This is a genomic window from Streptomyces sp. enrichment culture, from assembly GCF_964272895.1.
In the GTDB taxonomy this organism is placed as follows: Bacteria; Actinomycetota; Actinomycetes; order Streptomycetales; family Streptomycetaceae; genus Streptomyces.
The window spans coordinates 7,142,070-7,166,144 of record NZ_OZ186832.1; the positions used below are offsets into that span (position 1 = coordinate 7,142,070).

Genomic DNA, 24,075 nt, shown 5'->3' on the forward strand with positions numbered 1-24,075 from the left:
CGGTGACCGGCCGGGCGTTCGCCACCTGCCGAACAGCTCCCCGCCGCGTCCGTCCCTCCGGTTCACCCGCATGCGTCCCGCGCGTCGCGATGAGTTCCGCGGAGCCGCGCGGTCGTACTGTCGAGATCCGTCGCCGAGGAGGACTTCTGATGCGCAGTGTGACCTATTCGATGAACATGTCGCTCGACGGCTACATCGTGGGCCCGGACGGCGAGTTCGCCTGGACGGATCCCGACCCGGAGGTCTTCCGCTACTGGATCGACGACATCCGAGGGGTCGGCGTCCACCTGCTCGGCCGGCGGCTGTACGAGACGATGCTCTACTGGGAGACCGCCGACCAGGAGCGGAAGCTCGACGACGCGGAGCTGGAGTGGGCCGAGCTGTGGAACCGGCTGCCCAAGGTGGTGTTCTCCCGGACGCTGTCGACGGTGCAGGGCGCGGCCCGCCTGGCCTCCGGCGGGCTCCGGGAGGAGATCGAGCGGTTGCGGGCCGAGCCGGGGGACGGCGAGATCGCCATCGGCGGCGCCACCCTCGCCGCCGAGGCGGCCGCGCTGGGGCTGATCGACGAGTACCGGCCCATGGTCTACCCGGTGCTGGTCGGCGGCGGCATCCCCTTCTTCCCCCAGGCGGAGCGCCGGGCGGATCTCGAACTCGTCGAGACCCGCACCTTCGGTTCGGGGGTGGTCCACCTCCGCTACCGCGTCGCCCGTTAGGCCGTCCGCGGTCCTGCCCGGCCGGCTCCTTCGGTGCGGCCGGGCAGGCGCTCGACGGCCACCATGGCGGCGTCGTCGCCCAGATGCCCGCCCGCGTGGCGGATCAGGTCCTGGCGCAGGCGGGTCAGCAGGGCGCCGGGTCCCTGGCCGGCCATGCCGGCCGCCCGTTCGGCGAGCGGGTAGAACGTGCCGTCCCGGTCGCGGGCCTCGACCACCCCGTCCGTGTACAGCAGCGCGATGTCCCCCGGCTCGAAGGCGAACGCCGTCACGGCGAACTCGGCCCGTGCGAAAGCCGCGAGGCCCAGAGGGGGTGCCGGGTGGCGGGTGTCGAGCGAGGCGACCCGGCCCTGCCGCAGCAGCAGGGGCGGCGGATGCCCGCAGTTGATCAGCCGGAGGATCGGCTCGTCGTCCGGGACGTCCAGCACGACGGCGGTGATGAACCCCTCGCCGCGCTCGTCGGCGCCGACCGAGGGAGCCGCGGGATCGTCCAGATCCGAGGCGACCGTGCCCTCCAGGAACGCGACCAGCGAGGGCAGGTCGGCCTGCCGGTGCGCCGCGCCCCGGAACGCGCCGAGCAGGAGCGCGGCGTCCCCGACCGCCTCCAGGCCCTTGCCCCTGACGTCCCCGATGACGAACCGGGTGCCGTGCTCGGTCCGTGCGGCGGCGTACAGGTCCCCGCCGATCTGCGCCTCGGAATCGGCGGCCAGATAGGCCGAGGCGATGCGCAACGGGCCGATCCGCCGCGGCAGCGGCTTGAGCACCACCTCCTGGGCCGCCGTGGCCACGGTGCGCAACCGGGTCAGCTCGCGTTCATGGCGTTCACGGCGGGCGGCGAACGAGGTCACGAACGCGGACATCAGGATCAGCGTGATCAGCTGGAAGGTGTGGTTCAGATCGACCAGGCTGGTGCGCAGCACCGCGACCACCGCCTGCGCCAGGACGGCCAGCGCACCGACGCACGCGGTCGTACGGGGCCCGGCGAACGACGCGGTCACAGCCGGCGCCGCGACCAGGAACGGCCCCAGGTGGACGTCGGGCGGCGCCAGGACGTCGATCACGGTCACCAGCACGATCAGCGCGATCGGCACCGCCAGCAGCGCGTGACGCGGCTCCGCCGACCCGAGCCGATCCGTGAGGCGTCCCGGAACCATATGTCCTGCATACACCCCCGCGGGGCCCGGCGCCTCACGCCGGACCCCGCACCCCTGACCGCACGCTCAGCGCGCGTGCACGTGGTACACGTGGAACGCCCGCCCGATCACCGGCTGGGCCACGTTGCGCACCCGCACCCCGCTGCTGGTCATGCCGTGCTCCGTCCCGGCGTGCGCGTGGCCGTGCACCGCCAGGTCGGCGCCGCCCGTGTCGATCGCCTCGGCCAGGAGATAGCTCCCGAGGAACGGGTAGATCTCCAGCGGCTCCCCGGCCAGGGTGTCCGGCACGGGGGAGAAGTGGGTCAGCGCGATCCGGGCGTCGCACTCCTGCTCCCCGAGCTCCTCCAGGGCCGTCCGCAGACCGTCGGCGCTGCGCCGCGTGTAGCGGACGAACTCCTTCATCAGCGGCTCGCCGAATTCGCCCGCGTTGCGGCCGGCGAAACCGCCGCAGAAGCCCTTGGTGCCGGCGACGCCGATCCGGCCGTGCGCACTGTCCACCACGGTGCCGCTCCCCTCCAGGACGCGGGCACCGCCCTCCTCAAGGATCGCCGTGACCTCCTCGGGCCGTTCGTCGTGGTGATCGTGGTTGCCCAGGACCGCCACCACCGGCACCCCCAGGTCCTTGATCTCCCGCGCCACCACCCTGGCCTCCTCGGGCGTGCCGTGCCGGGTCAGATCACCGGCCAGCAGCAGGACGTCGGCGCAGTCGGGCAGGGTTTCGAAGGCGGGCCGCAGCGTTCCCTGGCTGTCGGGCCCCATGTGGATGTCTCCGACGGCTGCGACACGGATCACGGCAGCTCCTCGGCCTGGTCGGGGGTCGATGTTCCGGCGACCGTCAGGTCGCAGCGCACGGTGAGGCCCGGCAGCGACTCGCCGACGATGCGCTCGATCTCGCCGCAGGCATGCGTCGACGGCACGGTGCCGGTCACCACCACCGTGTCCCCGTGCACCGTGACGTGCACCCCGAGCTCGGCCAGCGGCCCGTCCGCGAGGTGTTCCCGCAGGTGAGCGACGCGGTAGTCGAGGTTGCTCATGGGCCTTCCCTCTCTGGCGGGGCCGGTGGGGGCGACGGGTGCGACGGGTCGTGCCCGTGCCCTGCCTCCGACGGGGGCGGCGGGTCCCCGGGCGTCGACGGAATCACGCTCAGACGTTCGAGGAGGAACAGGAACGCGGCGGGCATGGGCTCCTCACCGCACTCGCGCCGCACCTGCACCCAGTCGACCTTCTCCCGCAGCGCACGGGCCACCGGCAGGACCGCGCCGAAGTCGCAGTAGTGCTCCGAGAACGCCGAGAGCAGGCTCGTGACCAGGTCCGTCGCGGACAGCACCGGCATCCGCACGGAGTCGACCGGCAACTCCACGGCCCGGTCGAGCATCTCCGTGGTGACCGGCCGGTGCGCGAGCCGGAGAATGATGTCGACGGGCTGCCCGAAGCACTCGGTCTTCAGCAGCCAGTCCTCCGGGGGCGTCCAGACCTTCAGCCCGCCCTCGCGCAGGGTGGCCGCGACCGCCTCCACGTCCTCGGCGCGCACACAGAAGTCCGTGTCGTGCTGGAAACCGGCTCCGGCCCCGTGGGCGTACGCGGCGACGCTGCCGGCCAGCGCGAATCGGTGTCCCTGGCGTTTGAGCAGGGTCCCCACCTGCTTGGTCGCCTCGAGGATCGCCTGCGTCCGGTCGCGCGGCAGCTCCTCGTGCGGGGGTGCCTCGTGCACCTCCACCATCGCGCCGGTCTCGGTCGTCGCCGTCGTCACGGTCGGCTCGGTCGGCTCGGCGGGGTCCGCCTCCTCGGGCTCGCCCGTCGCCGTCGCCAGCCGAAGCTCGGCGGCACCCGCACGCCGGGCGGATGCCGGATCGTCAGCACGCTGCGTCATGATCACTCTCCCTCGGCAGGGCGGGACCCGCCGCGCAGGATGCCGGATAGGTGATGGAACGAGATCCAAGTACCCGAGCCGCACCCTTCGACACAGGGCAGTGCACGGACGGGTGAACCGGGCCCCCGACGCGCCGGACCCGGTCCTACCCGGCCTCGGGTGCGACGGCGAACCGGTACCCCGTGAAGTCGGCGACGCGGACGTACCCGAGGCGCTGGTAGAGGGCATTGCTGGTCGGGTTGGCCGGGTCCGCGAACAGGACGACGTCCGTCGCGCCCGCGGCCAGCGCGGCACGGCTCACCGCGACCGTCACGGCGCCCGCGTAGCCGCGGCCCCGGAGGTGAGCCGGGGTGTAGACGGGGTCCACCCGGATCATGCCGCCGACGACCGAGGTGGTGGCCGCCATGGAGACGGGGGTGCCGTCCGGGGTCTCCCAGAACGTGAAGTGCCGGTCGCCGAAGCGCGAGTCCGCCCAGGAACCGGAGTCGATCAGGTCGAGGGAGTGCTGCTCCCCGACGGCGACGCAGAACTCACGGCACCAGCGCACGACCTGCTCACGGTCCTCCCCGCCGACCTCGCGCCCCCGGCCCTCCGGGTGCGGCCGCGGCGGGGTGAGCGTGCCGAGGCGGTAGAGGTGCGTCCGCCAGAACGGCCGCGCCGCCGAGCCCGTGCGGTGCTGCCATGCCCCGGCGAACGCGGTGGCGGTGTCGTGGTCCCCGATGACACCGGACGGGGCATGCCCGAGGCCGGCCAGCCGCGCGGCCAGGCCGTCGGCCTGCTCGGCGGACAGGGGTGTCACGCCCAGGTGTCCGCGCGGAGTGCGATAGCAGACGGCGCGGACCTCACCCCCTGTGACGAGTCGGCCGAAGACGGGGCTCTGCGCGCCGGGCGGGTTCGCTCCGCGCCTGCGCAGTTTCTCCAGGTCCGTCAGCGGCGTGTTGTGCAGAGCGGGGCGTGACCGCAGGAAGTCCCCCGCGTGGGCGAGGAATTCGTCGATGTCTTCGGTGAGGTGCCAGTCGTCCGGGCGCATGCCTGATGATCGCAGACGCGGCAGCCCGTCCCGTGGCCGCGGGGTGAACGGGCCGCCCACTGCTCCGGCCGCCCGCTGCTTCGGCCGCCCGCGGCTCGGGCGGCCCCGGCGCGGGCCGGCAGCGGTCAGGGCTTCAGCGCCACGCCGCCCCACGCGCTGACGGCACCGTCGGTGACGGACTCCGCGGCGACGCGGGCCTGCGTCTCGGGGTCCGGGCGCCACCGGTGCACCATGGTGATGCCGGGCTCGATGAGCTCCAGCCCCTTGAAGAAGCGCTCGCCCTCGACGCGGGTGCGGACCTGGCCAGGGGTGCCGCCGCGAGCGTAGAGAGCGACGATCTGCTCCCATGCCTCCGGTTCGAACTCGGGAGTGGCGTGGGCCAGGGACAGCGCACTGCCGGAGGGGAGGGCGGCCATCAGGCGGTCGACGATGTCGTAGGCGCCCTGATCGTCGGGGACGAAGTGCATGATGGCGTTGAGCGACAGCGCCACCGGCTGCTTCAGATCGAGCACGTCGTTGAGCTCGGGGGAGTCGAGGAGCTCCTCGGGTGTCCTGATGTCGGCGTGCACATAGGCGGTCCGGCCCTCGGGAGCGGTGAGCATCAGACGCTCGGCGTACTTCAGGACCAGCGGGTCGTTGTCGGCGTACACCACGCGGGCCTCGGGAGCGATCGCCTGGGCGATCTGGTGCAGGTTGGGCTCGGTGGGGATGCCGGTGCCGATGTCCAGCCACTGCCGGATGCCGTGGTCACGGGCGAGGACACGGGTGGCCCGGTTCATGAAGGACCGCAGTTCACGGGCGCACGTGAAGATGCTGGGGAAGATCTGGGCCACGCCTTCGGCGGCCTGGCGGTCGACCTCGAAGTGGTCCTTGCCGCCCAGGTAATGGTCGTACATGCGCGCGGAGTGCGGGCGGCTGGTGTCGATGGTCTGCTCGGGGCGGGGGGTGGGCATGAGGCTCCTGTCGGTCCATGGGGCTATGTGGGTCGTACGGGTCCCTGAGGCCAGGGGGCGTGCTGCCGTCGCCCGCTTCCGTGGCGGCTGCGTCGGTCAGCCGGTGACGAGGTGGTCGGCGAGTCCGTTCTTGACCCCGTGGAGAAAGACGGCGATCTCCTCGGAGGTGTAGATGAGGGCGGGGCCGGTGGGGTCGGTGGACTGACGCAGCGCCACGCGCCCGTCGGCGAGCCGCTTCACCTCCACGCACTGGCCTCCGTTGGGCCCGCTCCAGGGGCGCTCCCAGCCCTGTTCGCCGAGGTCGGTGGCGGACATGCCGTTGCGTACGCCGGTGTCCGGCCTGTCGAGTCGGTCAGCCGTCATGAGTACTCCTTGCGCATACGTGTGAGGAGCGCCTTGCTCTCCCGCGCGGAGGTGAGCAGGGACAGCCGGTTGTGGGCCTCCAGATGAGCCACGACGTCCGAGCGCTGGTCCAGATAGACGGCAGCGGTCAGCAGTTCGCTGTAGACGATGTCGGGCAGTTCGGGTTCGGCGAAACGGAAGTAGGTGAACGGCGCACAGGTGCCGACGTGCGCGCCCGCGGCGAACGGGACGATGTCGACGCTGATGTGCGGCTGCTCCATGACCTCAAGGAGATGCTCGATCTGCTCGCGCATGATCTCGGCGCTGCCGACCTCACGGTGCAGCACCGCTTCCTCCATGACCACCCACAGGGTCGGGCGGTCCGGCCCCGTCAGCAGGTCCTGCCGGCGCATACGGAGCTCGACGCGCCGCTCCAGATCGCTCTCCGGCTCGTTCGGGAAGCCACCGCGCAGACACGCGCGGGCGTAGGACGGGGTCTGCAACAGCCCCGTGACGTAGTGGGGTTCGTACGTCCGCAGGGTCCGCGCGCCGGTCTCCAGGCTGACGAACGCCTTGAACCAGCTGGGAACGACATCGCGGTACGAGTACCACCAGCCGGGCTCGTTGGCCTGCTCGGCCAGCGCGCAGAACTCCTCGATCTCCTGCCGGCCAGCCCCGTAGGACTCCAGCAGCTTCTCCACGTACACCGGGCGGAGGGCGACTTCGGCCTTCTCCAGGCGGCGGATGGTGAGCGGCTTGACGCGCAGGACCCGCGCCGCCTCCTCCAGGCTGACCTCGGCGGCGAGCCTGCGCTCCTGCAGCCGCTTGCTGAGGATCATGCGCAGCACCGTGGGCGCACTGGTTCCCGACGCCGAGCGGTCCTCAGCCACCTCGCCGCACCTCCTGATGGTCCGTCAACAACGCGAGTGTGCCAGACAGTTGCTGATGGAACCAGACCGATTCTGTCCGTATGAAATTATCAGGGAGTCGGTTGCGGGGTGAATTGAACAGCGAGCATAGTGAGGTGAGCACCGCTTCCCGTCCCTGTCGATGGCGCATCACTTGCAGGAAGGCAGATCGTGGCCGACTACGCGGCAGTCCCCGTCCAGCCTTCGGGCGGCGAGGTCCCCGCACCGATGCGCTGGCTCGACCTCCCGGCCCGGCGCGGCAGCGTGAAGACCGCCCGTGACGGCGTCCTGGAGCGCCTGGTGGCGTGGCGCGTGCCGCGGAGCCTGTGCGACGACGCGCTGCTGATCGTCTCCGAGCTGGTGACCAACGCGCTGGTGCACGCGGCAGGCCCCCGCGTGGTGTGCGGGGTGCGATTATCGGCCCTCGAAGAAGGCCCTCTGCTGCGGATCGAGGTCCATGACTACGGCCTGCCGCGCCCGGACACCCCGCCTCCCCGCCCGCCGGACCCGTACGCCGAGAGCGGGCGCGGCCTGCTCATCGTGCAGGAACTGGCCGACGCATGGGGCAGGGGCTGGTCGGCCCGGACCGGCGGACATGTGATCTGGGCGAACTTATGCCTGCGAGGGGCTGTGGCGCGGGCGGCCGCGGAGTAGCCTCTCCGCCCCGCCGCCGCTTCTTCCGCCCTCTGAGCCTCTATGCCCCTACGGCCCTACGCCTCTCGCCGAGCGGCGCGGCGGCGCAGGAGCAGCGGCAGCGCGTACCAGCACAGGCCGAACCACAGCATGACGGCTCCGACGAGCACTTCGGCGAGAACGCCCGGAACGACGAAGCGCAGGATCAGCAGGAGCGTGCAGCCGATGGTCAGCGCGAGGAGGACCATGCCGCACATCATCAAGCGGCCGGCCGTCTTCACCACCTCGTGCTTCATGCGCTGACCGGACAGGAAGCGGTGGATGGAGACGGGCGCTATGAGCGACGCCGTGGCCGCCGCGCCGAGCACGACGGTGATGACGTAGATGACCCGGTCCACCGTCGTCAGTTCCCTGAAGACGGGCGTGAAGGCCGCGCTGAGGAGGAAGCCGAAGAGGATCTGCACGCCTGTCTGCGTGACCCGGGTCTCCTGGAGGATCTCGTTCCAGCGGCGGTTGACGCGCTCGCGTGCCGTTTCCGGTGCCTCGCCACCGGGCTCCGGGCCGTGACCGGCGTGCCGTGCGCAGCAGATGACGTCTTCCCTCGGCAACTCGGCCGCCCGCTCCCTCATCGTCATGGCATCCTCCGCATCTCCAGAGGATCCGTCTGCCCCCATCACGGCGGTTCAACCAGGTGCGGAGCGCGGCTACCCGCCCTGCTCGACCACGCCGTGCGTGGAGAAGCTGACCGCGCCGCCACTGGCGAAGTCGCCCGGCGGGATACCCGGATGGTGCCCCTCGCCGGCGGCCGGGGTGTGGGCGCGGGGGCCGAGGGACAGCCGGGAGACGATGCGGTATCTGTCGCCCCGGTAGAGCGAATGGACGTACTCCACCGGCTGGTTGTGCGTGTCGGAGGTGAGGCGTTCGAAGAGGAGGGCGGGGGACAGCTCGGGAACGCCGAGCAGGTCCGCCTCGGTACGGGTGACCACCGTGGGCTCGATCGACTGCACGGCCTCGCCGACCTGGACGCCGTGCCCGTCGCGCAGATGCTCGTACAGGTCGCCCCGCTCCAGCTCCTCGCGGCGCAGACCGGGCACGAGGTCCGCCCGCAGGTGCAGGTGCTCGATGGCGATGGGGGAGCCGTCCACCAGCCGCAGCCGGGCGACGTAATGGATCTGCGCCGCCGGTGACATCCGCAGCCTGCGGCCCACCCGGGCGCCCGCGGGCACGGTGCGGTGCTCCAGGAGCCGGCTGGTCCATGCCCCGCGGGCCTGCGGGAGGGTGAAGGCGTCGCGATGCGAGACCAGTTCCTGGGTGATCTTGGCCTCGGCGACGAACATGCCCTTCCCGTGCTCACGCACCAGCAGCCCTGCCCTGACGAGTCCGTCGACCGCGGCGCGCACGGTGGGCCGGGAGACCCCGAGTGCGGTGCTGAGCGCACGCTCGGAAGGGATGGCGTCTCCGGGGCGGCGTGCCTCGATCAGTTCGAGGATCGCCTCGCGGACCCGCTCGCGCTTCAGCATCGCACCCGAGGCTGCGGCGTCGATCTCCATGGGCGCCCTTCGGTCTCGTACGGGACAAGTCCTGACAGCGCTGGTCATCCTAACTGGTCTGCTGGTCAGCGGCGTTGAAAGAGGGAGATGTGCGGCGAACGGCACCGCACCGGAGGGCGATCGCCCAACGACCCTGATGTACAGGAGGGTTGACGCTCCCATTGGTCCATGCCATTTTCCTTCTCGTCGCAACTGGTCAAAGGAAAGTGGTCAACTGGTCAAGTCGTAGGAGGTCTCCGCCTCCCGAGAGGAGCACTCATGCGCAACCGCCCCACCACCCGTCGCACCCAGGCGGCTCTGGCCGTGGCCGCCCTGCTGGGCAGCACCGCGCTGGCGGCCCTGCCGCTGACGACCGCCTCCGCCTCCGCCTCTGCCTCCGCCGCCGAAGGGCTCGCGGTCCAGTACCGCACCAGCGCCTCAGGTACCACCGCCGATCAGAGCGAGCCGTGGCTGAAGCTGCGCAACACCGGGTCGACCGCGGTCGATCTCGCCCAGGTGAAGATCCGGTACTACTTCAAGGCCGACTCCGCGGGCGCTTCGTACCGCTTCGCCTGTTCCTGGGCGGTGAAGGGCTGCTCGGTGATCACCGGCACCTTCGGTACGCTCGCCAACCCCACGCCGACGGCCGACCGTTACCTGGAGGTCGGGTTCACGTCCGCGGCCGGATCCCTCGCTCCCGGCGCGGACACGGGGGACATGCAGCTGCGCTTCCACCAGTCCACCTGGCAGCCGCTGATCCAGAGCGACGACTACTCCTTCGGCGCCGGCCAGACCTCCTACGCCGACTGGACCAAGGTCACCGCCCGGCTCGGCGGCCGGACCGTGTGGGGCACCGCGCCCGGCGGCGGCGACCCGGACCCGACGCCCACCCCGACCCCCACCGACCCGGGGCCGTCCGGCGCCACGCTCTTCGACGACTTCCGCTACACCTCCGCCACCGACCCGGCCCTCGCCGCCCACGGCTGGCGGGTGCGCTCCAACTCCGGCGGACCGGGCGTGCCCGGCGCCACCTGGGACCCCTCCAAGGTCACCTTCGCCACGGAGGGCGGCAACTCCGTCATGAACCTGGAGACCTCCAGCGCGGGCACCGGCTCCAGCACCGTGCACACCGAAGTCCTCACCCAGGACATGAAGTTCAAGAACGGAACCTACGCCGCCCGCGTGAAGTTCTCCGACGCGCCCAAGTACGGCCCCGACGGCGACCGCATCGTCCAGACCTTCTTCACCATCAACGACCTCAAGGCGCCCATGGCCGACGACTACGCCGAGTACGACTTCGAGTACCTGCCCAACGGCGGCTGGGGCGAGCCGTCGAACATCCTCTACACGACCTCCTGGGAGACCTACAACCCCGACCCCTGGCAGGCCGTCAACCAGCACAGCGCGAGCCGGCAGTCCTTCGCGGGCTGGCACGACCTCGTCGTGACCATCGACGACAAGGCCATCACCTACTACGTCGACGGACAGCTCTTCGGCACCCACGGCAGCCAGTACCTGCCCGAGCGGCCCATGTCGATCAACTTCAACCAGTGGCTCATCGACCTCCAGGGGCAGACCTCGACGACACCGCGCGCCTACGACCAGCGCGTCGACTACGTCCTGCACGTCAAGAACCAGGTCCTCACCCCGGCGCAGGTCGCCGCCAAGGTCGCCGCGTACCGCAGCGCGGGCACGGCCTTCGTGGACGAGGTCCCGGCGTCCTGAGGGCCGAGACGCCGGGGGCGCGCTCAGCTCTGGTGGTTCCGGTCGAGCGGGCCCCAGCGGCCGGGCTGCTCGGTGATGATGCGCCGGGCCTCCGCGATCATCCGGTCGGCGATCCAGGCGAGCGGTTCCACGTCGGTCACCAGGGGCTCGTTGTCCGGTCCGCGGCCCGCCTCGGAGCCGTACAGCACCCAGGGCCGGGTCCGGGAGTCCTTGACGCGCGGCAGATGGCAGTAGTCGTACAGGCGCCGGGCCACCCACACGTCCACGGGCCGTTCGCCCCACCAGTCCTCGACGTCCAGCGGGCTGGCCGACAGTCCCGGCAGTTTCACGCCGGTCAGGTCGTCCGTGCTGCTCACGTCCCTCAGGTCGTGCTGCGGGCCGCGGGACCAGCGCACATACAGGCCGCGGCGGCGGACGACGAGGCGGGTCAGTTCGTCGAGGCTGACGAACGTCGGCATGTCGGAGGCGGCGTTCATGGCGTTCACGGGGTGCGGGGGGTGTGGGGGGTGCGGTGCGTCGGGGTGCGGAGGGTGCGGTGAGGTGCCGCGGCGGGCCGGCCGATGACCGCCGGGGGGCCGGCGCGGTGTCCCGGCGGCGCCGCGCGGACACCGGCGGTCGGCTCGTCCGGGGCGAGTGCGTGCATCATGGGCCTCCCTCGTGGTCGCATTCCTATGGGTCACCAGCGGACCCGCTCGCCACACCCGCCCGGCCCCTCCTGATCCCGGCTTCTCTCGGTGACCCCGGCCCCCTGTTCGTGCCGCCGTTCGCGTGCAATGATCCCTACTCGACAGTAACCCCGTGTCCGGCCGGGAGGCGGCACCGTGCCCCGTGTGTTCACCGTGAGCGACAGCATCGTCATCGACGTCCCGCCCGCCGTCGCGTACCGCGCGGTGAGCCGCCCCTGCGACATGGGCCGCTGGAGTCCGGAGAACCTGGGTACCACGGCCGCCTCGGAGACCGGGCCGGTCACCGTGGGCTCGACCTTCGTCGGACGCAACCGGCGCGGGAGATTCCGGTGGGTGACCCGGTGCACGGTCACCGCGGCGGAGCCGGAGCGGACCTTCGCCTTCCGTGTGCACGAGATCGGGCTCACGCGTCCACGGCTGCGGGCACCGATCGCGACCTGGGAGTACCGCTTCGAGCCGGCCGGTGACGGCACCCGCGTGACCGAGACCTGGACGGACGACCGCCGCCGGTGGCCGGCGTCCGTCGCCGACGCCTTCGACCGGCTCGCCACCAGGGGCAGCACCTTCGCCGACTTCCAGACCCGGAACATCGCGACGACCCTGCGCAACCTGAAGCGAGAACTGGAGCGGGACCGGACCGGATGAGCCCGCGTCACCCGGCCGGCGTGCGCACGGGGGCGGCGAGGAGTTCGGTGAGCGCGATGCCGCGCTCGCTCGGCAGCAGGCGCACCTCCCGGCCGTGGCGCTCGCGGTGGAGCAGCCCCGCGTCCGCCAGTTGACCGCAGTGGTACGTCGCCGTGCTGATGCTCAGGTGCAGATGCCGGGCCAGCGCGCTCACCGTCGGGCGGTAGGGCAGGAACCGCAGGATCTCGGCCCGCACCGGACCCAGCACCGCGCTCAGCCCGTCCGCGGGCGGCGGAGCGGCGTCGGCGGCACCCCGCCGTCCCGCGATCCGCCCGAGGCCGGGCACGGGATACGCGATCCAGAGGGCGTCGTCCCGGTCGGCGCCGTACATCCGCGCCCCCGGCCCGGACGCCAGCGGCACCAGCACCAGCGGCCGCCGGCCCAGATCGGTGAGATGCCGGGGACACTCGTGCGGCAGCGCCAGCGCTCCCGCGCCGTAGCGCACCGTGGAGTCCAGCCCCGCCAGCAGCGCGTCCAGCCCGCCCGTCACGCTGGCCAGGCCCACCCGCTCGCTCTCCCGGCCCAGGAGCGGGTCCGCCTGCCGCCACAGCGGCGCGAAGGCGTCCCACGCCGCGCCCACCACAGCGCGGTACGCGGTGAGGAACCCCTGCGGATCGTCCAGGAGCCGCCGCCACCCGCGCGGCGTCACGGCGCCATGGTGGCCGGCCACCTCCGCGGCCAGCGCCTCGGCGTCCAGCCCCTCCAGCTCGCCGGCGACGTCCCCCATGCCGCGGGCCCACAGATCGCCCACCAGCGCCAGGGGGTCCGGCAGCCAGCAGTCGCCCGACGCGAGCGAAGGGCCCACGACGGCCGCCGCGCCCGGCGGGATCGCCCGCCGCACGGACTCGCGCCACAGCGCCGGAACCCCGTGACGATGCCCGCCGAACACATCCTTGAGCACGGAGAACAGCGTCGCGCCGGGATGCCGCGCCACCCGGACCTGCACCTGTTCCACCGGCCCCAGCCGTACCGTCCCGCCCATGACGTCCCCCCGCAGCTCGACGACCGCTCCAGAGTAGGGACCGCGGGCCCGGGCACGGGCGTCTTTCCGGCCGAGCGGGGTGTCTTCCACCGGACGGGACCACAGGGCCGCCCCTCGCGGACCGGGCCCGGCGGCGCGTGCCGTGCCATCGTGGTGTCATGACCATCGAAGTCCGCCCGGCTTCCGTCTTCGAGGACGTCCGCACGGTGCTCGGCCCGAAGTCGCCGGACGCCAACGTGTGCTGGTGCCTGAGCTACCGCATCCCCTCCAAGCTGAACAACGAGCTGCGGGGGCCGGCCCGCGGCGAGTACGTCGCCGAGCTGTGCCGCGCGACGACGCCGCCCGGAGTCCTCGCGTACGACGCGGGTGAACCGGTCGGCTGGGCGGCGGTGGCGCCCCGCTCGGCCACCTCCTTCGCCCGCAACCGGAAGATCCCGCACCTCGACGACCTGCCGGTCTGGTCCCTGTGGTGCATCCGGGTCCGCCCCGGCCACCGCAAGCAGGGCCTCTCGCACGCCCTCATCGCCGGTGCGGTCGACTTCGCCCGCGCCCAGGGGGCGCCGATGATCGAGGCGTACCCGCTGGACAACGGGGACGCCAGGGTCGACCTGACGATGGCGTACGCCGGTCTGCGCAAGAACTTCGAACGCGCCGGCTTCGTCCACGCCGCCGACACCACCTCGGTCCTCGCGGGCCACCCCCGCGTCCTGATGCGCCTCGACCTCCGGGAAGGCGGCTCCGCCGGGTGATCCCGCCGGTCACCGGTCGCCCGTCAACGGCGCCGGTCACCGGTCGCCCGCCAGCGGCGGAACCCCCGCCCGGTCCAGCAGCGCCCGCATCTCCGCGACGGGCAGCGCGGCATTGGCCGCCGCCGCGTACGCCAGGTCCGGATCGTGGAGCAGCTCGATGAGCCGGGGCACCGGCAGCCTGGGGTCCAGGGCCGCCACCTCCCGTACGCGCCCCGCCGGGTCCCGGCTGAGCCGCTCGACGAGGGACGGTGAGGCGTCCGGATCGCGCAGCGCCAGGGCGCGTTCCCGCGGATCCGCCGCGTCGGCGCAGCGCGCCGCCAGCCCGGCCGAGGGGAACGCCGGACGGGAGACGAGCGCCTCGACGGCCCGGTGCGTGCCGTGCAGATACAGGTCGTACAGCAGCTCGGGCGGCGCCTCGGGGTGCCTCTCGGCGAGCAGCAGCCGTACGGCGACGTCCTCGTCGTCGGCGAGGAGCCGCACGCAGTCCTCGGGCAACTCCTGGCACATCGCGGCGGACCGGCGCAGCCATGTGTGCGCCGAGTGCGCGCAACGGCGCAGCACCTCCTCGTCGCCGCGCGAACGCCACACCCACGTCAGGGCGTCCAGCCGGTCCTCGGGCCCCACCGCCCAGTCGATTGCGGCGCGTTGATCGTCCGTCAGCTCCGGTCGCGCGGAGACGGCGAGCCGTACCTGCGGATCCTCGTGCTCCGCCAGCCGGGCCGCGAGGTCCGCGGGGAACGTCGGATTGAGCGCGAGCCGGTCCGGATGACGGCCGTCGGCCACCATGCGCTCGGCCGTCTCACGGGTGAGCAGGCCCTTCTCCAGTACCTCCCCGAGCTGCCACTGTTCCCCGAGGTTCTCGATGAGCCAGGCGGTGCGTTCGGCGTCCTCGTGCATCACGTTCAGCGCGGCCGCCTGACGGACCCGGTGGTCCGGGTCGTCGAGGAGCGAGGCCCGTACGCCCTCGGGCAGTTCGGGCCAGAGGCGGCGGCACACGGCCAGCCGGAACACGGGGTCCTCATGGGTGGCCAGCGGTGCCAGCACATGGACGGGGACATGAGCGGACATGACCGTCTCGTGCCGGACCACGGGCCGCTCGTGGTTCAGCAGCCGCTCGTACGCCGGGTCGGGCAGGGGAGGGACCGGCGCGCGGTAGGGGAGCGGACCGCAGGCGACGAGGATCGCGTCCGAGGCCGGCCCGTCCAGCACCCGGGCTCGCAGCTCCGGGTCGGCCTGCGGGCTGTCGGACAGCGCGGCGCGCACCCGGCGGTCGGGGTGGGTGACCAGGGCCTCCCCGACCTCGGGCGGGAGCGATGTGCGCCGGACGAGCCGGGTGACGATGTCCCAGTCGTACTCTTCCGGCACGATGCGCAGCAGCACGTCGACGGGTGCGGACGGGTTGGCGGCCAGCCACGGCACGGCGTCCCGTGCGGTCATCGGATCCCCCTGACATCGAGCAGCGCGGCCGCACCGGAAGCGGGACGGCCCGACCGATGATCCACGACGCCCTGTGCCGGGGGTGCCACCGGCCCTGCCCCGTCAGCACATGCTCACCCACGCCGAGCCGCCCGGCGGCGACCCGCCAGATGCCCGTGGCCTCGTCGAGCCGTGCGGACAGGGGGAGGCGGAGACGCGGCCGGACGGCGGCAGTTCGGCCGGGTCGAGGGTCGGGGCCTGCGGGGGGCACCGCGGGGGCGAGTGACACGGGGGCGAGTGACATGCCCGGATCCGGCTGCCCGGCGCGGCGCCCGGTGTACGCCGTGTCCGCGTCGGGGGCGTCTGCCGTGCACCGCGCGGGCGGATGGCCGCCGGTGACGCCGCGTAGGATCGGCCGGTCCGCACCCTCCCGAGGAGTCCTGCCCGGTGACCGCCTTCGTCCCGTCCCCGCCCGCCACCCGTGTCCTTGCCGTGCGGGAGCTGACCCGGACCGAGGACGGCGAGACCCTGCACGCCCTGCTGTGGCGGGCGGGCCCCGGTTGGCGGATGATCAGCAGCGCGGTGCTGGGCGGCGGCCTCGGGGAGCGCTCCTGGGTGCTCAACGCCCAGGTGTCCCACGGCTACCGGCGCACCGACCCCGACCGGCATCTGGCCGACCTGGCGGCGGACGCCGGCGCGCACGGTCCCGGCGTGGGGCTCATGACGGCGGCCGACGTCCGCGCGTACGGCGGTGCGCGCGACGGTGGTGTCGAGTCGGTCGTCACCGCCGGGCTGGGGGTGCGCGGGTGGGCGGCCTCCCCGGCCGAGGGCGTGACCGCACAGGCCCCGCCGGGCACGGTCAACGTCGTCGCCGCCCTTCCGGTGGCGCTCACCGACGCGGCGCTCGTCAACGCGGTCGCCACGGCCACGGAAGCCAAGGTGCAGGCGCTGCTGGAGGCCGGGTACGACTGCTCGGGGACGCCGACCGACGCGATATGCGTCGCCGCCCGCCGGCCTGTCGGCGGTGAGGGCCTGGTGCACTTCGCCGGCCCCCGGTCCGTCTGGGGCGCCCGGCTGGCCCGCGCGGTCCACGGCGCCGTACGCGCCGCCGCGCCCCGGCCCTGAGGACGACGTCCCGGACCGCCCGCCCGCCCTGTTCATCGCCGGCGCCCGGAAAACCGGTGGTGGGCCGCCGCCGCGGGCCGTTACGGTGCAGCCGAGCCCTGTCGTCTGATCAAGGACATGCCGTTGTACACCGTGTGAGACCTCCCAAGCGCTGATTCGTCGCGCGTCGCACCCGTGCGCCGCGCTGCTTTTTGCTGCGGACTTCTCACTGAAACCGGTGTACTTCTGTGCTCACCAACTGGGTGGTCATGCCCACCTGCCTGCCGCTTGTCCTCCGCCGTTGCCACACCTGCGCGTCCGAACGCTTTCGGACCGGCGGCAAGTTCCGGGTCAACGCCAACCACAAGCTCATCGACGCCTGGCTCCTCGCGCTGTGCACCACATGCGGGGACACCGCGAAGCTCACGGTCCTGGAGCGGACGAACGTGCGCTCCGTACGACCCGAGCTGCTGGACCGGATGCATGACAACGACCCCGGCCTGGCCGCCGAGGTGCTCCAGGATCCGGTCGTGCGGCGCCGCAATCGCATCGCCCTCGACTGGGACGGCGCCTGGCGGCTCGACACCGGCGGCTCGGATCATCTGGACCGCGAAGTGCTCGACGTCGCCGTCCGCTTCGCCGCGCGGATCCCCCTCCGCCCGGTGCGTCTGATCGCCGAAGGCTGCGGTCTCTCCCGCGCCGAGGTCGAGAGGCTGATCGCGGACGGCCGGCTCGTCTCGGCGGTCCGGCTGGGCGGCAAGCTCTCCGGCGACTTCACCTTCACGCTCAAGCGCTGAGGGCTGAGGGCTGAGGGCTGAGGGCTAAGGGCCGAGGGCTGAGCGCTGAGGGCTGAGCGCTGAGCGCCGAGGGCTGAACGCTGAGCGCTGGGCTGGGGCTGGGCGCTGAGAGCCCCGCCCCGGCCCAGGGGCCTGTGCCGACGCGACCGCTCGGACCAGGCCCCTGGCCGTTCTCCGCCTCGGCCGGCTCTGCGTTGAACGCCGCGCCCCGCGCGCCCGTTGAGTAAGGACGACGGGGTCCCGCCCGTCCGCTCGGCCCTGCCCCGCTCCGCCGAGGACGCACCGACCGAAATCAGGAGTGCCCGCTCATGAACACCCCCTCCCTGAGCGACCGGCTGTCGCACGGTCAGCCCCTCGTCCTCGGGCTGTACCGCCTCGTCCTCGGCCTGCTGTTCACCAGCGAGGGCGCCGCCACCGTCTTCGGCGTCCTGGACCGCAGGAGCAGCCCCGTGGGGGAGTGGCCCTTCTGGTACGCCGGTGTGATCGAGCTCGTCTGCGGTGTCCTCGTCCTGTTGGGGCTGGCGACCCGCAGCGCGGCGTTCCTCAGCTCGGGGACCATGGCCTTCGCCTACTTCACCGAGCACCAGCAGGACGGGCTGTTTCCCTTGCAGAACGGCGGACTGGCACCCGTCCTGCTGTGCTGGGGCTTTCTGCTCCTGGTCTTCTTCGGGCCGGGCGCCCTGTCCCTGGACCGCCTGCTCGGCCGCGCCGCCGCCTCCCGCACCCCCGCCCGGCCGGCCCCGCTGTCCGGGGGCACGGTTCCCGGAGGCAGGAGCGGGCACGTCTAGAAGGCTGGAAGGCAGGCAGGTCTACGGACTCGCCACCGGGGCCGGCGCGGTGGAGCCGCGCGGGGTCAGCGACGGTGTGGGCGCCTGGCGACCGCTGGTGTCCGCCCCGTTGATCACGTCGAAGAGCACACGCGCCACCTCGGCACCGAAGTGGTGCACGTCGTGGCTCATGGCGGACATCGGCGGGTGGGTGATCCGGCACAGCTGGGAGTCGTCCCACGCCAGGAGGGACAGGTCGTCGGGGACCGTGAAGCCCATCTCCGCCGCGACGCCCGCCCCGGCGACGGCCATGATGTCGTTGTCGTAGACGATCGCGGTCGGCCGGTCGGCGGCCAGCAGCAGCGTGCGGGTGGCGCGGGCGCCCTCCGTCTCGTCGAAGCCCGTGGCGATCTGCCGCGCCTCCGCCAGACCGAGTCGGCGGGCCGTGTCCGCGAAGGCGCGGGTCCGGATGGCGCTGTGCCCGAAGTCGGCCGGGCCGCCGACGCGGGCGATCCGCCGGTGGCCGAGGGCGGCGAGGTAGCGGACGGCCTCGGCGACCGCGGAGGCGTCGTCCGTCCACACCGCCGGGAACGTGCCGGTGAGCGAGGGATGGCCGACGGCGACCGCCGGCATGCCCAGGCCCTGCAGGGAGGGCACCCGCGGATCGTCCTCGCGCAGGTCCACCAGGATGGCACCGCCGATCATCCGGCCGCGCCACCACTCCTGGTGGAGCGCGATCTCCTCGTCGAGGTCCCGCACCAGCCGCAGCAGCAGGGAGCAGGACCGCTCCGCCAGGACGCCCTCGATGCCCGAGATGAAGTCCATGTAGAACGGTTCCAGGCCGAGCAGCCGGGCGGGCCGGCACAGGGCCAGCCCGATGATGTCGACGCGCCGGTTGGACAGGCTGCGCGCGGTGGCGCTGGGGGTCCAGCCGAGCTCCCGGGCCGCCGCGAAGATCCGCTCACGGGTGGCCTCGGAGACACCGGGTTTGTGATTGAAGGCGAGCGACACCGCCCCCTTGGACACCCCGGCCCGGGCCGCGACGTCGTTGATGGTGACGCGTTCCCCGGACCCGCTCACACCATGTCCCCGCGACGACGGGCCGCCTCGCCGGCGGGCGGTCCGGCCGGCCGGGACCGGCGAAGGAGGTCTCTGACGAGGGTCTGGGCGCTCACCACGACGCCGACTCTATCCCCCTGCCCACCCCTGGTTTCCAGGGCCTGACGGCACCCGGCACAGGCTCCGCCCGGCCGCGGTGCATGGCCGCTGCCGATCGGTGGCACCTGCACCCCTATGCATGCGATACGAGCGGCGGTGCGGGCGGTACGAGGGCAGGTGCTCGCCGCCGGACGGGCGGTACGGCGGGCGTGCGCGGGGCCGGGGCGCGAGCGCGACCTGGTCGTGCAGGCATGCAAGGCGGCGCTGGCGGCGTGGATCGCCTGGGCGGTGGCCGGCTGGTGGCTCGAAGCGCCGATGGCGTTCGTCGCGCCCTGGGTGGCGATCGTGCTGGTGGAGGAGACCGTCTACCGGTCCGTCGCGCACGGGCTGCAACAACTGGCGGCGATCGCGACCGGCACGATCGCGGCCACCGCGGCCGCGCTGCTGCTGCACGACACCATGCTGGCGATGGCGGTCGTCCTGCCGACCGTGGTCCTGCTGGGCCACTGGCGGCGGCTGGGCAGTCAGGGCGTCTACGCGGCCACCGGCGCCCTGTTCGTCCTCACCGGAGGGTCCATCGGCGTCACCACCGCCGCCGCGCGCATCACCGAGGCCGTCTTCGGTGCCGTCGTCGGCATCGCCGTCAACGCGCTGATCCGACCGCCGCTGTATCTGCGGGACAGCCGAGCCGCCCTGCGGGACGCCACCGAGGAGGCGCACGACATCCTGCGAGCGGTGGCCGACGGGCTGGCCGAGGACCGGTGGGACGCCGGCGAGGCCGGCACCTGGCACGAGCGCGCCCTGCGCCTGCGACGCCTGGTGGACGACTCGCGCGTCGCCCTCGGCCGCAGCCGGGAGAGTCTGCGCGTCAACCTCCGCCGCCGCACGGTGGCCCCCGGCAAGGACTACGACGACGCGGTCCTCGTCCTGGACTACGCCGCCGTCCACACCGCCGGCGTCACCCGCACGGTCCTCGAGGCCGCGAACCACTCCACCGCACGGCCCCACCCGCACCTCTCCCACAACTACGCCGAGTTCCTCCGGCAGACCGCTCACGCCCTCCACCTCTACGGGCACAGCCGCTTCGGCGACCGCAGCGACCGCGAACTGCGCCAGGCCGTGGACGAGTTGCACCGCATGCTCGACGCCCTGCGCCGCAGCCTGACCCGATCCAGGCCGCACCACCCCGACGAAGTCGCCACCTACGGCACACTCCTGGCCCAGGCCCATCGCCTGGCCGCCCAACTCGTCACCCCCTCATCCGACCCCGCCCCGACGGCGGCGCCGGCGACGGCACGCGAGGGCTGACGGGAGCAGCGGCGGTACACGAGGCGGCGGACCTGGCACAGGGCCGCGATTTCGCGCGTGCACGTCTCTTGACCACGGGTACTTACCGGCCAGTACGCTCTCGTCGTCCCGAGGCGCCACCCCTGCCCTCACTCCCTGGACACGCGCAACCCCTCGCGGGCACGGCTCTCGTACGCCCGCGGGTCCCGCTCCCGTGATCCGGGAGCCGTCCAGTGCTCTGCCGTCGGAACACGCTGTCGAGCGTTTCTCGAACCGCACCCTGTGAGGTCCCCGTGAAGAGCCCCGTCCCTGCCGCGGCCGTAGTCGCCGCCGGTGTCCTCCTCGCCGTGCAGGCGCCGCTTCCCGCCCGGGCCGCGACCGGCGCCGCCGCCTTTCACCCCGCGAGCAACCCCGTTCTTTTCGTGCACGGATACAACGGGAGCGCGAGCAACTGGAACACCATGGCCGACCGCTTCCGGGCGGACGGCTGGCCCTCCTCCCACCTGGACCAGTGGTCCTACGACTCGCGCCAGTCGAACAGCACGACCGCCCAGCAGCTGGCCACCGAGGTCGACCGCCTGCTCGCGGCCACCGGCGCCACCGAGGTCGACATCGTCAGCCACTCCATGGGAGGGCTGTCCTCACGCCACTATCTGAAGAACCTCGGCGGCACCTCCAAGGTCGACGCGTGGGTGTCCCTCGGCGGCCCCAACCACGGCACCGACACCGCGGCCACCTGCGCGGACACCTCCTGCACCGAGATGAGGATCGGCTCCAGCTTCCTCACGGCCCTCAACTCCGGCGACGAGAGCCCGGGTTCACCCCGCTACGCCACCTGGTGGTCCCCCTGCGACACCGTGATCAACCCGGACAGCTCCGTCTCCGTGGCCGGAGCGACCAACACCCGCACCAGCTGCCTCGGCCACATGGCCCTGCTCACCGACGCGACCGTCTACGCCCAGACCAGGGACACGATCAACCAGTGAAGACATGATCGAGCAGTGAACCGGGTCAGCGCTGCCGGGCGCGGTGGAGGTCGCGCAGCAGGGCGATCTCGGCCCCGTGGTGCAGCACCTCCTGGTTGACCCACCACACGATGTCGATGAACGGCTCCTCCGCGTCGCTGCCGTGCGGGTAGGTGCAGTAGCCCACGGTGTCGAGTGCCGTGTCGCCGGCGGTCAGCAGGGCCTTGCGCCAGGCCGCGGCGGCGGCGCCGAAGTCGGCGATCGCCTCGGCGGCGGTGCCGGGGACGCGGTAGTCGTCCCGCGTCAGTGTGTGCCCGCCGGCGGTGTGGTCGGCGCGCACGGTCAGCATCTCGCCGAGGTGGCTCAGGCGCCACGCGATGGTGGTGAAGGGCGGCGGCCAGGGGTGCGGGTAGGAGGCCGCGTCCCGCCCCCAGTCACCGGCACCGGCCAGGAAGGTCGCGCGCGGTCCGGGGCCGTCCTCGCGGCGCCGTACCGACCAGCAGTCGGGCACCGGTTCCCAGAGGTATTCCTCGTCGGTCATGGGGCCGACCTCGGTGTCCGACCCGTCGCCGCTGTCCATGACCGGTCCTGTCATACGGGCGGTGAGACGTTCGCATGCGAAGTCGAACTGTTCCAGCAGCGGAGACAGGCGGGACGACGGCATCGGTGGGTGCTCCTGTGGTCGGACTGGCCCGTGACGACCGGTCAGCCTGCCACAGCGGCACCACCGGGGCATCTCCGTTTCTCCGGGCGTGCCGTCCCAGGTGAGGTGGCCGTACGGGCCGTTCCGTCTGCGCCGGGGACGCTGCCCCCGGCGGGCTGGCAGCGGGCACAGATGCCGGTGAGTTCGAGCGTGTGCTCGACCGCCGCGTAGCCGGTGTCGGCGGCGATCCGTCCGGCCCATCTCTCCACGACGTCCGAGTCCACGGGACGGCTGCGGCCGCAGGCACGGCACAGCAGGTAGTGGCGGTGGCCGTCGGCGGGACGCAGCCGGTAGAGCCGTTCGCCAGCCTCGTCGCGCACGATGTCCGCGCCGCCCGAGGCCGCCAGGGCGCGCAGGGTGCGGTAGACCGTGGTGAGACCGATGCGGACGCCGTTCTCGACGAGCCGGTTGTACAGGGCCTGGGCCGACACGAAGTCCTGGTGAACGGCGAGGGCCTGCATGACCGCCGTCCGCTGCCGGGTTCTCGGGCCGTCCATGGCCGCAACCTCCTGCCCTTGCCGGGATTCGATACCCGACCACGCTAGATGAAAATGACTTCCATGTACACATGTGCCTGCGCCCGGACGGGAGAGGCGGCAAGCTCTCGCATGCCGCAGACTCGAGGGAGGGGACTGCCCGTCGAACGAGCGCGAGGGGGCCGGGCCCGGTGTATGACGTGCCGCTGTGGCTGTGGATGGTGTTCGCCGTCACCGTGCTGGTGTCGCTGGCGGTGGATCTGCTCGCCCACCGGCAGGCGCATGTCATCGGCTTCCGTGAGGCCGCCGCCTGGAGCGGCGTCTGGGTGGGGCTCGCCATCGTCTTCGGCGTCGTCGTCTTCCTCGTGGTCGGCACCACCCCCGGCGTGGAGTACACCACCGCCTGGCTGCTGGAGAAGAGCCTGTCGGTCGACAACCTCTTCGTCTTCGCCCTGATCTTCGGCTACTTCCGGGTGCCCCGCGCCTACCAGCACCGCGTGCTGTTCCTGGGCGTCCTGGGCGCACTGGTCTTCCGCGGCATCTTCCTCGCCGCCGGTGTGGCGGTGGTCAGCCGCTTCACCGCCGTGCTGTTCGTCTTCGCGGCCATCCTCTTCTACAGCACGTACAAGATCCTCAAGGAGGAGGACGACAGCTTCGACCCCGGCAGGAGTGTCGCCGTGCGGCTGCTGCGCAAGGTCGTCCCCGTACGGGACGAGTACGCGGGCGCGCACTTCTTCGTCAAGGAGGCCGGGAAGCGCGTCGCCACCCCGCTGCTCGCCGTCGTCGCCGCGATCGAGGCCGCGGACCTCGTCTTCGCCGTCGACAGCGTGCCCGCCGTCCTGGCCGTCAGCAGCGACGCCTTCATCGTCTACACCAGCAACGCCTTCGCCATCCTGGGCCTGCGCGCCCTGTACTTCATGCTGGCCGGCCTGCTCGACCGCTTCCACTACCTCAGCAAGGGCCTGGCGCTCATCCTGGCCTTCATCGCGGTCAAGCTCATCCTCCAGGCGTCCCACAAGACGATCAGCAGCGCCGTCCCCGAGATCCCCTCGCCCCTGAGCCTCGCCGTCATCGCCGCCGTGCTGACCGTCTCCATCGCGCTCAGCGTGCTGCGGCCCCCGCCGGAGGACGCCGAGGGCCGCCCCGTCGCCGACGTCGTCAGCACGGCGGGCCCCACGTCACCCGCCGATGCCCCGGGCGACGCCACCGGCCCCGAGCCGACCGACCCGCACGGCACCACCGGGCCTCCCGAGGAGAGGTGAGCGGGGGCCGCTCGCGGACCGGCGGGGGAAGCCGAGGCCGCCGGGCCAAAGGACTACCAAAACGGCATAAAACGGCAGTAAAGTTCCTTTATGAAGGCTGACCGGAAAACCAGGGCGGCCCGGCCGTCCAGAACATACGTCTGCCCCTCCTGCAAGAAGCCCGTGGACGCCGTCGTGGAACGCCA

28 protein-coding genes are annotated in these 24,075 nt (G+C 72.5%); 11 read left to right on the plus strand and 17 right to left on the minus strand.

Annotated elements, in window-relative coordinates:
- Positions 1 to 149 precede the first annotated feature (149 nt).
- Positions 150 to 713 carry a dihydrofolate reductase family protein gene (locus ACSU6M_RS31910; protein ID WP_437074466.1) on the plus strand — a complete coding sequence of 188 codons (564 nt, stop codon included), beginning with the start codon at positions 150 to 152 and terminating at the stop codon, positions 711 to 713.
- On the opposite strand, the gene ACSU6M_RS31915 is transcribed toward ACSU6M_RS31910, so the two are convergent.
- From ACSU6M_RS31915 to ACSU6M_RS31950, 8 genes are all read right to left on the minus strand, one after another.
- Positions 710 to 1,864, minus strand: coding sequence for a PP2C family protein-serine/threonine phosphatase (locus tag ACSU6M_RS31915; RefSeq protein ID WP_437074467.1), 1,155 nt, complete (start codon positions 1,862 to 1,864; stop codon positions 710 to 712). The two genes, ACSU6M_RS31910 and ACSU6M_RS31915, sit on opposite strands and share 4 nt — an antisense overlap.
- A 66-nt stretch (positions 1,865 to 1,930) precedes the next feature.
- Entirely contained in the window at positions 1,931 to 2,656 is a 726-nt protein-coding gene (locus ACSU6M_RS31920) for a metallophosphoesterase family protein (RefSeq protein WP_437074469.1), read from the minus strand.
- Positions 2,653 to 2,898, minus strand: coding sequence for a hypothetical protein (locus ACSU6M_RS31925; protein WP_437074471.1), 246 nt, complete (start codon positions 2,896 to 2,898; stop codon positions 2,653 to 2,655). Before ACSU6M_RS31925 ends, ACSU6M_RS31920 begins: the two co-directional genes overlap by 4 nt.
- Positions 2,895 to 3,734 (minus strand): hypothetical protein, encoded by an 840-nt coding sequence (locus ACSU6M_RS31930; protein ID WP_437074472.1) that lies wholly within the window; start codon positions 3,732 to 3,734, stop codon positions 2,895 to 2,897. The genes ACSU6M_RS31925 and ACSU6M_RS31930 overlap by 4 nt, the downstream gene beginning before the upstream one ends.
- A 145-nt stretch (positions 3,735 to 3,879) precedes the next feature.
- Positions 3,880 to 4,764 carry a GNAT family N-acetyltransferase gene (locus ACSU6M_RS31935; RefSeq protein WP_437074473.1) on the minus strand — a complete coding sequence of 295 codons (885 nt, stop codon included), beginning with the start codon at positions 4,762 to 4,764 and terminating at the stop codon, positions 3,880 to 3,882.
- A gap of 125 nt (positions 4,765 to 4,889) precedes the next feature.
- Positions 4,890 to 5,717, minus strand: a complete 828-nt coding sequence (locus ACSU6M_RS31940) for an SAM-dependent methyltransferase (RefSeq protein WP_437074475.1) — start codon at positions 5,715 to 5,717, stop codon at positions 4,890 to 4,892.
- 96 nt (positions 5,718 to 5,813) lie between these two features.
- Entirely contained in the window at positions 5,814 to 6,080 is a 267-nt protein-coding gene (locus tag ACSU6M_RS31945; protein WP_437074476.1) for a DUF397 domain-containing protein, read from the minus strand.
- Complete coding sequence (locus ACSU6M_RS31950) at positions 6,077 to 6,898, minus strand: helix-turn-helix domain-containing protein (protein ID WP_437074477.1); 822 nt, start codon at positions 6,896 to 6,898, stop codon at positions 6,077 to 6,079. The genes ACSU6M_RS31945 and ACSU6M_RS31950 overlap by 4 nt, the downstream gene beginning before the upstream one ends.
- A 240-nt stretch (positions 6,899 to 7,138) precedes the next feature.
- On the opposite strand from ACSU6M_RS31950, the gene ACSU6M_RS31955 reads away from it, so the two are divergent.
- Positions 7,139 to 7,621, plus strand: coding sequence for an ATP-binding protein (locus tag ACSU6M_RS31955; RefSeq protein WP_437074478.1), 483 nt, complete (start codon positions 7,139 to 7,141; stop codon positions 7,619 to 7,621).
- A gap of 56 nt (positions 7,622 to 7,677) precedes the next feature.
- Here ACSU6M_RS31955 and ACSU6M_RS31960 read toward each other — a convergent pair whose 3' ends face one another.
- Together ACSU6M_RS31960 and ACSU6M_RS31965 are read right to left on the minus strand one after the other, a co-directional pair.
- Positions 7,678 to 8,235 carry a DUF6328 family protein gene (locus tag ACSU6M_RS31960; protein ID WP_437074479.1) on the minus strand — a complete coding sequence of 186 codons (558 nt, stop codon included), beginning with the start codon at positions 8,233 to 8,235 and terminating at the stop codon, positions 7,678 to 7,680.
- Positions 8,236 to 8,304: 69 nt separating this feature from the next.
- Positions 8,305 to 9,150 (minus strand): GntR family transcriptional regulator, encoded by an 846-nt coding sequence (locus ACSU6M_RS31965; protein ID WP_437074481.1) that lies wholly within the window; start codon positions 9,148 to 9,150, stop codon positions 8,305 to 8,307.
- Between the two features lie 258 nt (positions 9,151 to 9,408).
- On the opposite strand from ACSU6M_RS31965, the gene ACSU6M_RS31970 reads away from it, so the two are divergent.
- Positions 9,409 to 10,854, plus strand: coding sequence for a cellulose binding domain-containing protein (locus ACSU6M_RS31970; RefSeq protein WP_437074482.1), 1,446 nt, complete (start codon positions 9,409 to 9,411; stop codon positions 10,852 to 10,854).
- Between the two features lie 23 nt (positions 10,855 to 10,877).
- Here the strand turns inward: ACSU6M_RS31970 and ACSU6M_RS31975 are convergent, their stop codons facing one another.
- Together ACSU6M_RS31975 and ACSU6M_RS31980 are read right to left on the minus strand one after the other, a co-directional pair.
- Positions 10,878 to 11,330 (minus strand): DUF6098 family protein, encoded by a 453-nt coding sequence (locus ACSU6M_RS31975; RefSeq protein WP_437074483.1) that lies wholly within the window; start codon positions 11,328 to 11,330, stop codon positions 10,878 to 10,880.
- A 5-nt stretch (positions 11,331 to 11,335) separates the two neighbouring features.
- Entirely contained in the window at positions 11,336 to 11,500 is a 165-nt protein-coding gene (locus tag ACSU6M_RS31980; protein WP_437074485.1) for a hypothetical protein, read from the minus strand.
- Positions 11,501 to 11,675: 175 nt separating this feature from the next.
- Here ACSU6M_RS31980 and ACSU6M_RS31985 point away from each other — a divergent pair, with 175 nt between their 5' ends.
- Positions 11,676 to 12,185, plus strand: a complete 510-nt coding sequence (locus tag ACSU6M_RS31985; protein WP_437074486.1) for an SRPBCC family protein — start codon at positions 11,676 to 11,678, stop codon at positions 12,183 to 12,185.
- A gap of 7 nt (positions 12,186 to 12,192) precedes the next feature.
- On the opposite strand, the gene ACSU6M_RS31990 is transcribed toward ACSU6M_RS31985, so the two are convergent.
- Complete coding sequence (locus ACSU6M_RS31990; protein WP_437074488.1) at positions 12,193 to 13,206, minus strand: ArsR/SmtB family transcription factor; 1,014 nt, start codon at positions 13,204 to 13,206, stop codon at positions 12,193 to 12,195.
- Positions 13,207 to 13,364: 158 nt separating this feature from the next.
- Between ACSU6M_RS31990 and ACSU6M_RS31995 the strand changes: the two genes are divergently transcribed.
- Positions 13,365 to 13,955: a GNAT family N-acetyltransferase gene (locus ACSU6M_RS31995; protein ID WP_437074490.1), complete on the plus strand. Its 591-nt coding sequence runs from the start codon at positions 13,365 to 13,367 to the stop codon at positions 13,953 to 13,955.
- A gap of 36 nt (positions 13,956 to 13,991) precedes the next feature.
- On the opposite strand, the gene ACSU6M_RS32000 is transcribed toward ACSU6M_RS31995, so the two are convergent.
- Positions 13,992 to 15,392 (minus strand): hypothetical protein, encoded by a 1,401-nt coding sequence (locus ACSU6M_RS32000; protein WP_437074491.1) that lies wholly within the window; start codon positions 15,390 to 15,392, stop codon positions 13,992 to 13,994.
- Between the two features lie 426 nt (positions 15,393 to 15,818).
- Here ACSU6M_RS32000 and ACSU6M_RS32005 point away from each other — a divergent pair, with 426 nt between their 5' ends.
- The 3 genes from ACSU6M_RS32005 to ACSU6M_RS32015 all read left to right on the plus strand — a co-directional run bounded on the left by ACSU6M_RS32005 (position 15,819) and on the right by ACSU6M_RS32015 (position 18,060).
- Positions 15,819 to 16,496 carry an adenosylcobinamide amidohydrolase gene (locus ACSU6M_RS32005; protein ID WP_437074493.1) on the plus strand — a complete coding sequence of 226 codons (678 nt, stop codon included), beginning with the start codon at positions 15,819 to 15,821 and terminating at the stop codon, positions 16,494 to 16,496.
- Between the two features lie 227 nt (positions 16,497 to 16,723).
- On the plus strand, positions 16,724 to 17,272 hold the full coding sequence (locus tag ACSU6M_RS32010; protein ID WP_437074494.1) for a DUF1062 domain-containing protein: 549 nt from the start codon (positions 16,724 to 16,726) through the stop codon (positions 17,270 to 17,272).
- Between the two features lie 308 nt (positions 17,273 to 17,580).
- Positions 17,581 to 18,060: a DoxX family protein gene (locus ACSU6M_RS32015; RefSeq protein WP_437074495.1), complete on the plus strand. Its 480-nt coding sequence runs from the start codon at positions 17,581 to 17,583 to the stop codon at positions 18,058 to 18,060.
- 21 nt (positions 18,061 to 18,081) lie between these two features.
- Here the strand turns inward: ACSU6M_RS32015 and ACSU6M_RS32020 are convergent, their stop codons facing one another.
- A complete protein-coding gene (locus ACSU6M_RS32020) occupies positions 18,082 to 19,119 on the minus strand; it encodes a LacI family DNA-binding transcriptional regulator (protein ID WP_437074496.1) in 1,038 nt (345 codons plus the stop codon).
- 213 nt (positions 19,120 to 19,332) lie between these two features.
- Between ACSU6M_RS32020 and ACSU6M_RS32025 the strand changes: the two genes are divergently transcribed.
- Together ACSU6M_RS32025 and ACSU6M_RS32030 are read left to right on the plus strand one after the other, a co-directional pair.
- Positions 19,333 to 20,505, plus strand: coding sequence for an FUSC family protein (locus ACSU6M_RS32025; RefSeq protein WP_437074497.1), 1,173 nt, complete (start codon positions 19,333 to 19,335; stop codon positions 20,503 to 20,505).
- A 272-nt stretch (positions 20,506 to 20,777) separates the two neighbouring features.
- On the plus strand, positions 20,778 to 21,470 hold the full coding sequence (locus ACSU6M_RS32030; RefSeq protein ID WP_437074498.1) for an esterase/lipase family protein: 693 nt from the start codon (positions 20,778 to 20,780) through the stop codon (positions 21,468 to 21,470).
- A gap of 25 nt (positions 21,471 to 21,495) precedes the next feature.
- Here ACSU6M_RS32030 and ACSU6M_RS32035 read toward each other — a convergent pair whose 3' ends face one another.
- Together ACSU6M_RS32035 and ACSU6M_RS32040 are read right to left on the minus strand one after the other, a co-directional pair.
- A complete protein-coding gene (locus tag ACSU6M_RS32035) occupies positions 21,496 to 22,113 on the minus strand; it encodes a DinB family protein (protein WP_437074499.1) in 618 nt (205 codons plus the stop codon).
- A 41-nt stretch (positions 22,114 to 22,154) separates the two neighbouring features.
- Positions 22,155 to 22,649 carry a Fur family transcriptional regulator gene (locus ACSU6M_RS32040; protein ID WP_437074500.1) on the minus strand — a complete coding sequence of 165 codons (495 nt, stop codon included), beginning with the start codon at positions 22,647 to 22,649 and terminating at the stop codon, positions 22,155 to 22,157.
- Positions 22,650 to 22,819: 170 nt separating this feature from the next.
- Here ACSU6M_RS32040 and ACSU6M_RS32045 point away from each other — a divergent pair, with 170 nt between their 5' ends.
- Positions 22,820 to 23,890, plus strand: coding sequence for a TerC family protein (locus ACSU6M_RS32045; RefSeq protein WP_437074502.1), 1,071 nt, complete (start codon positions 22,820 to 22,822; stop codon positions 23,888 to 23,890).
- The last annotated feature ends 185 nt before the right edge of the window (positions 23,891 to 24,075 follow it).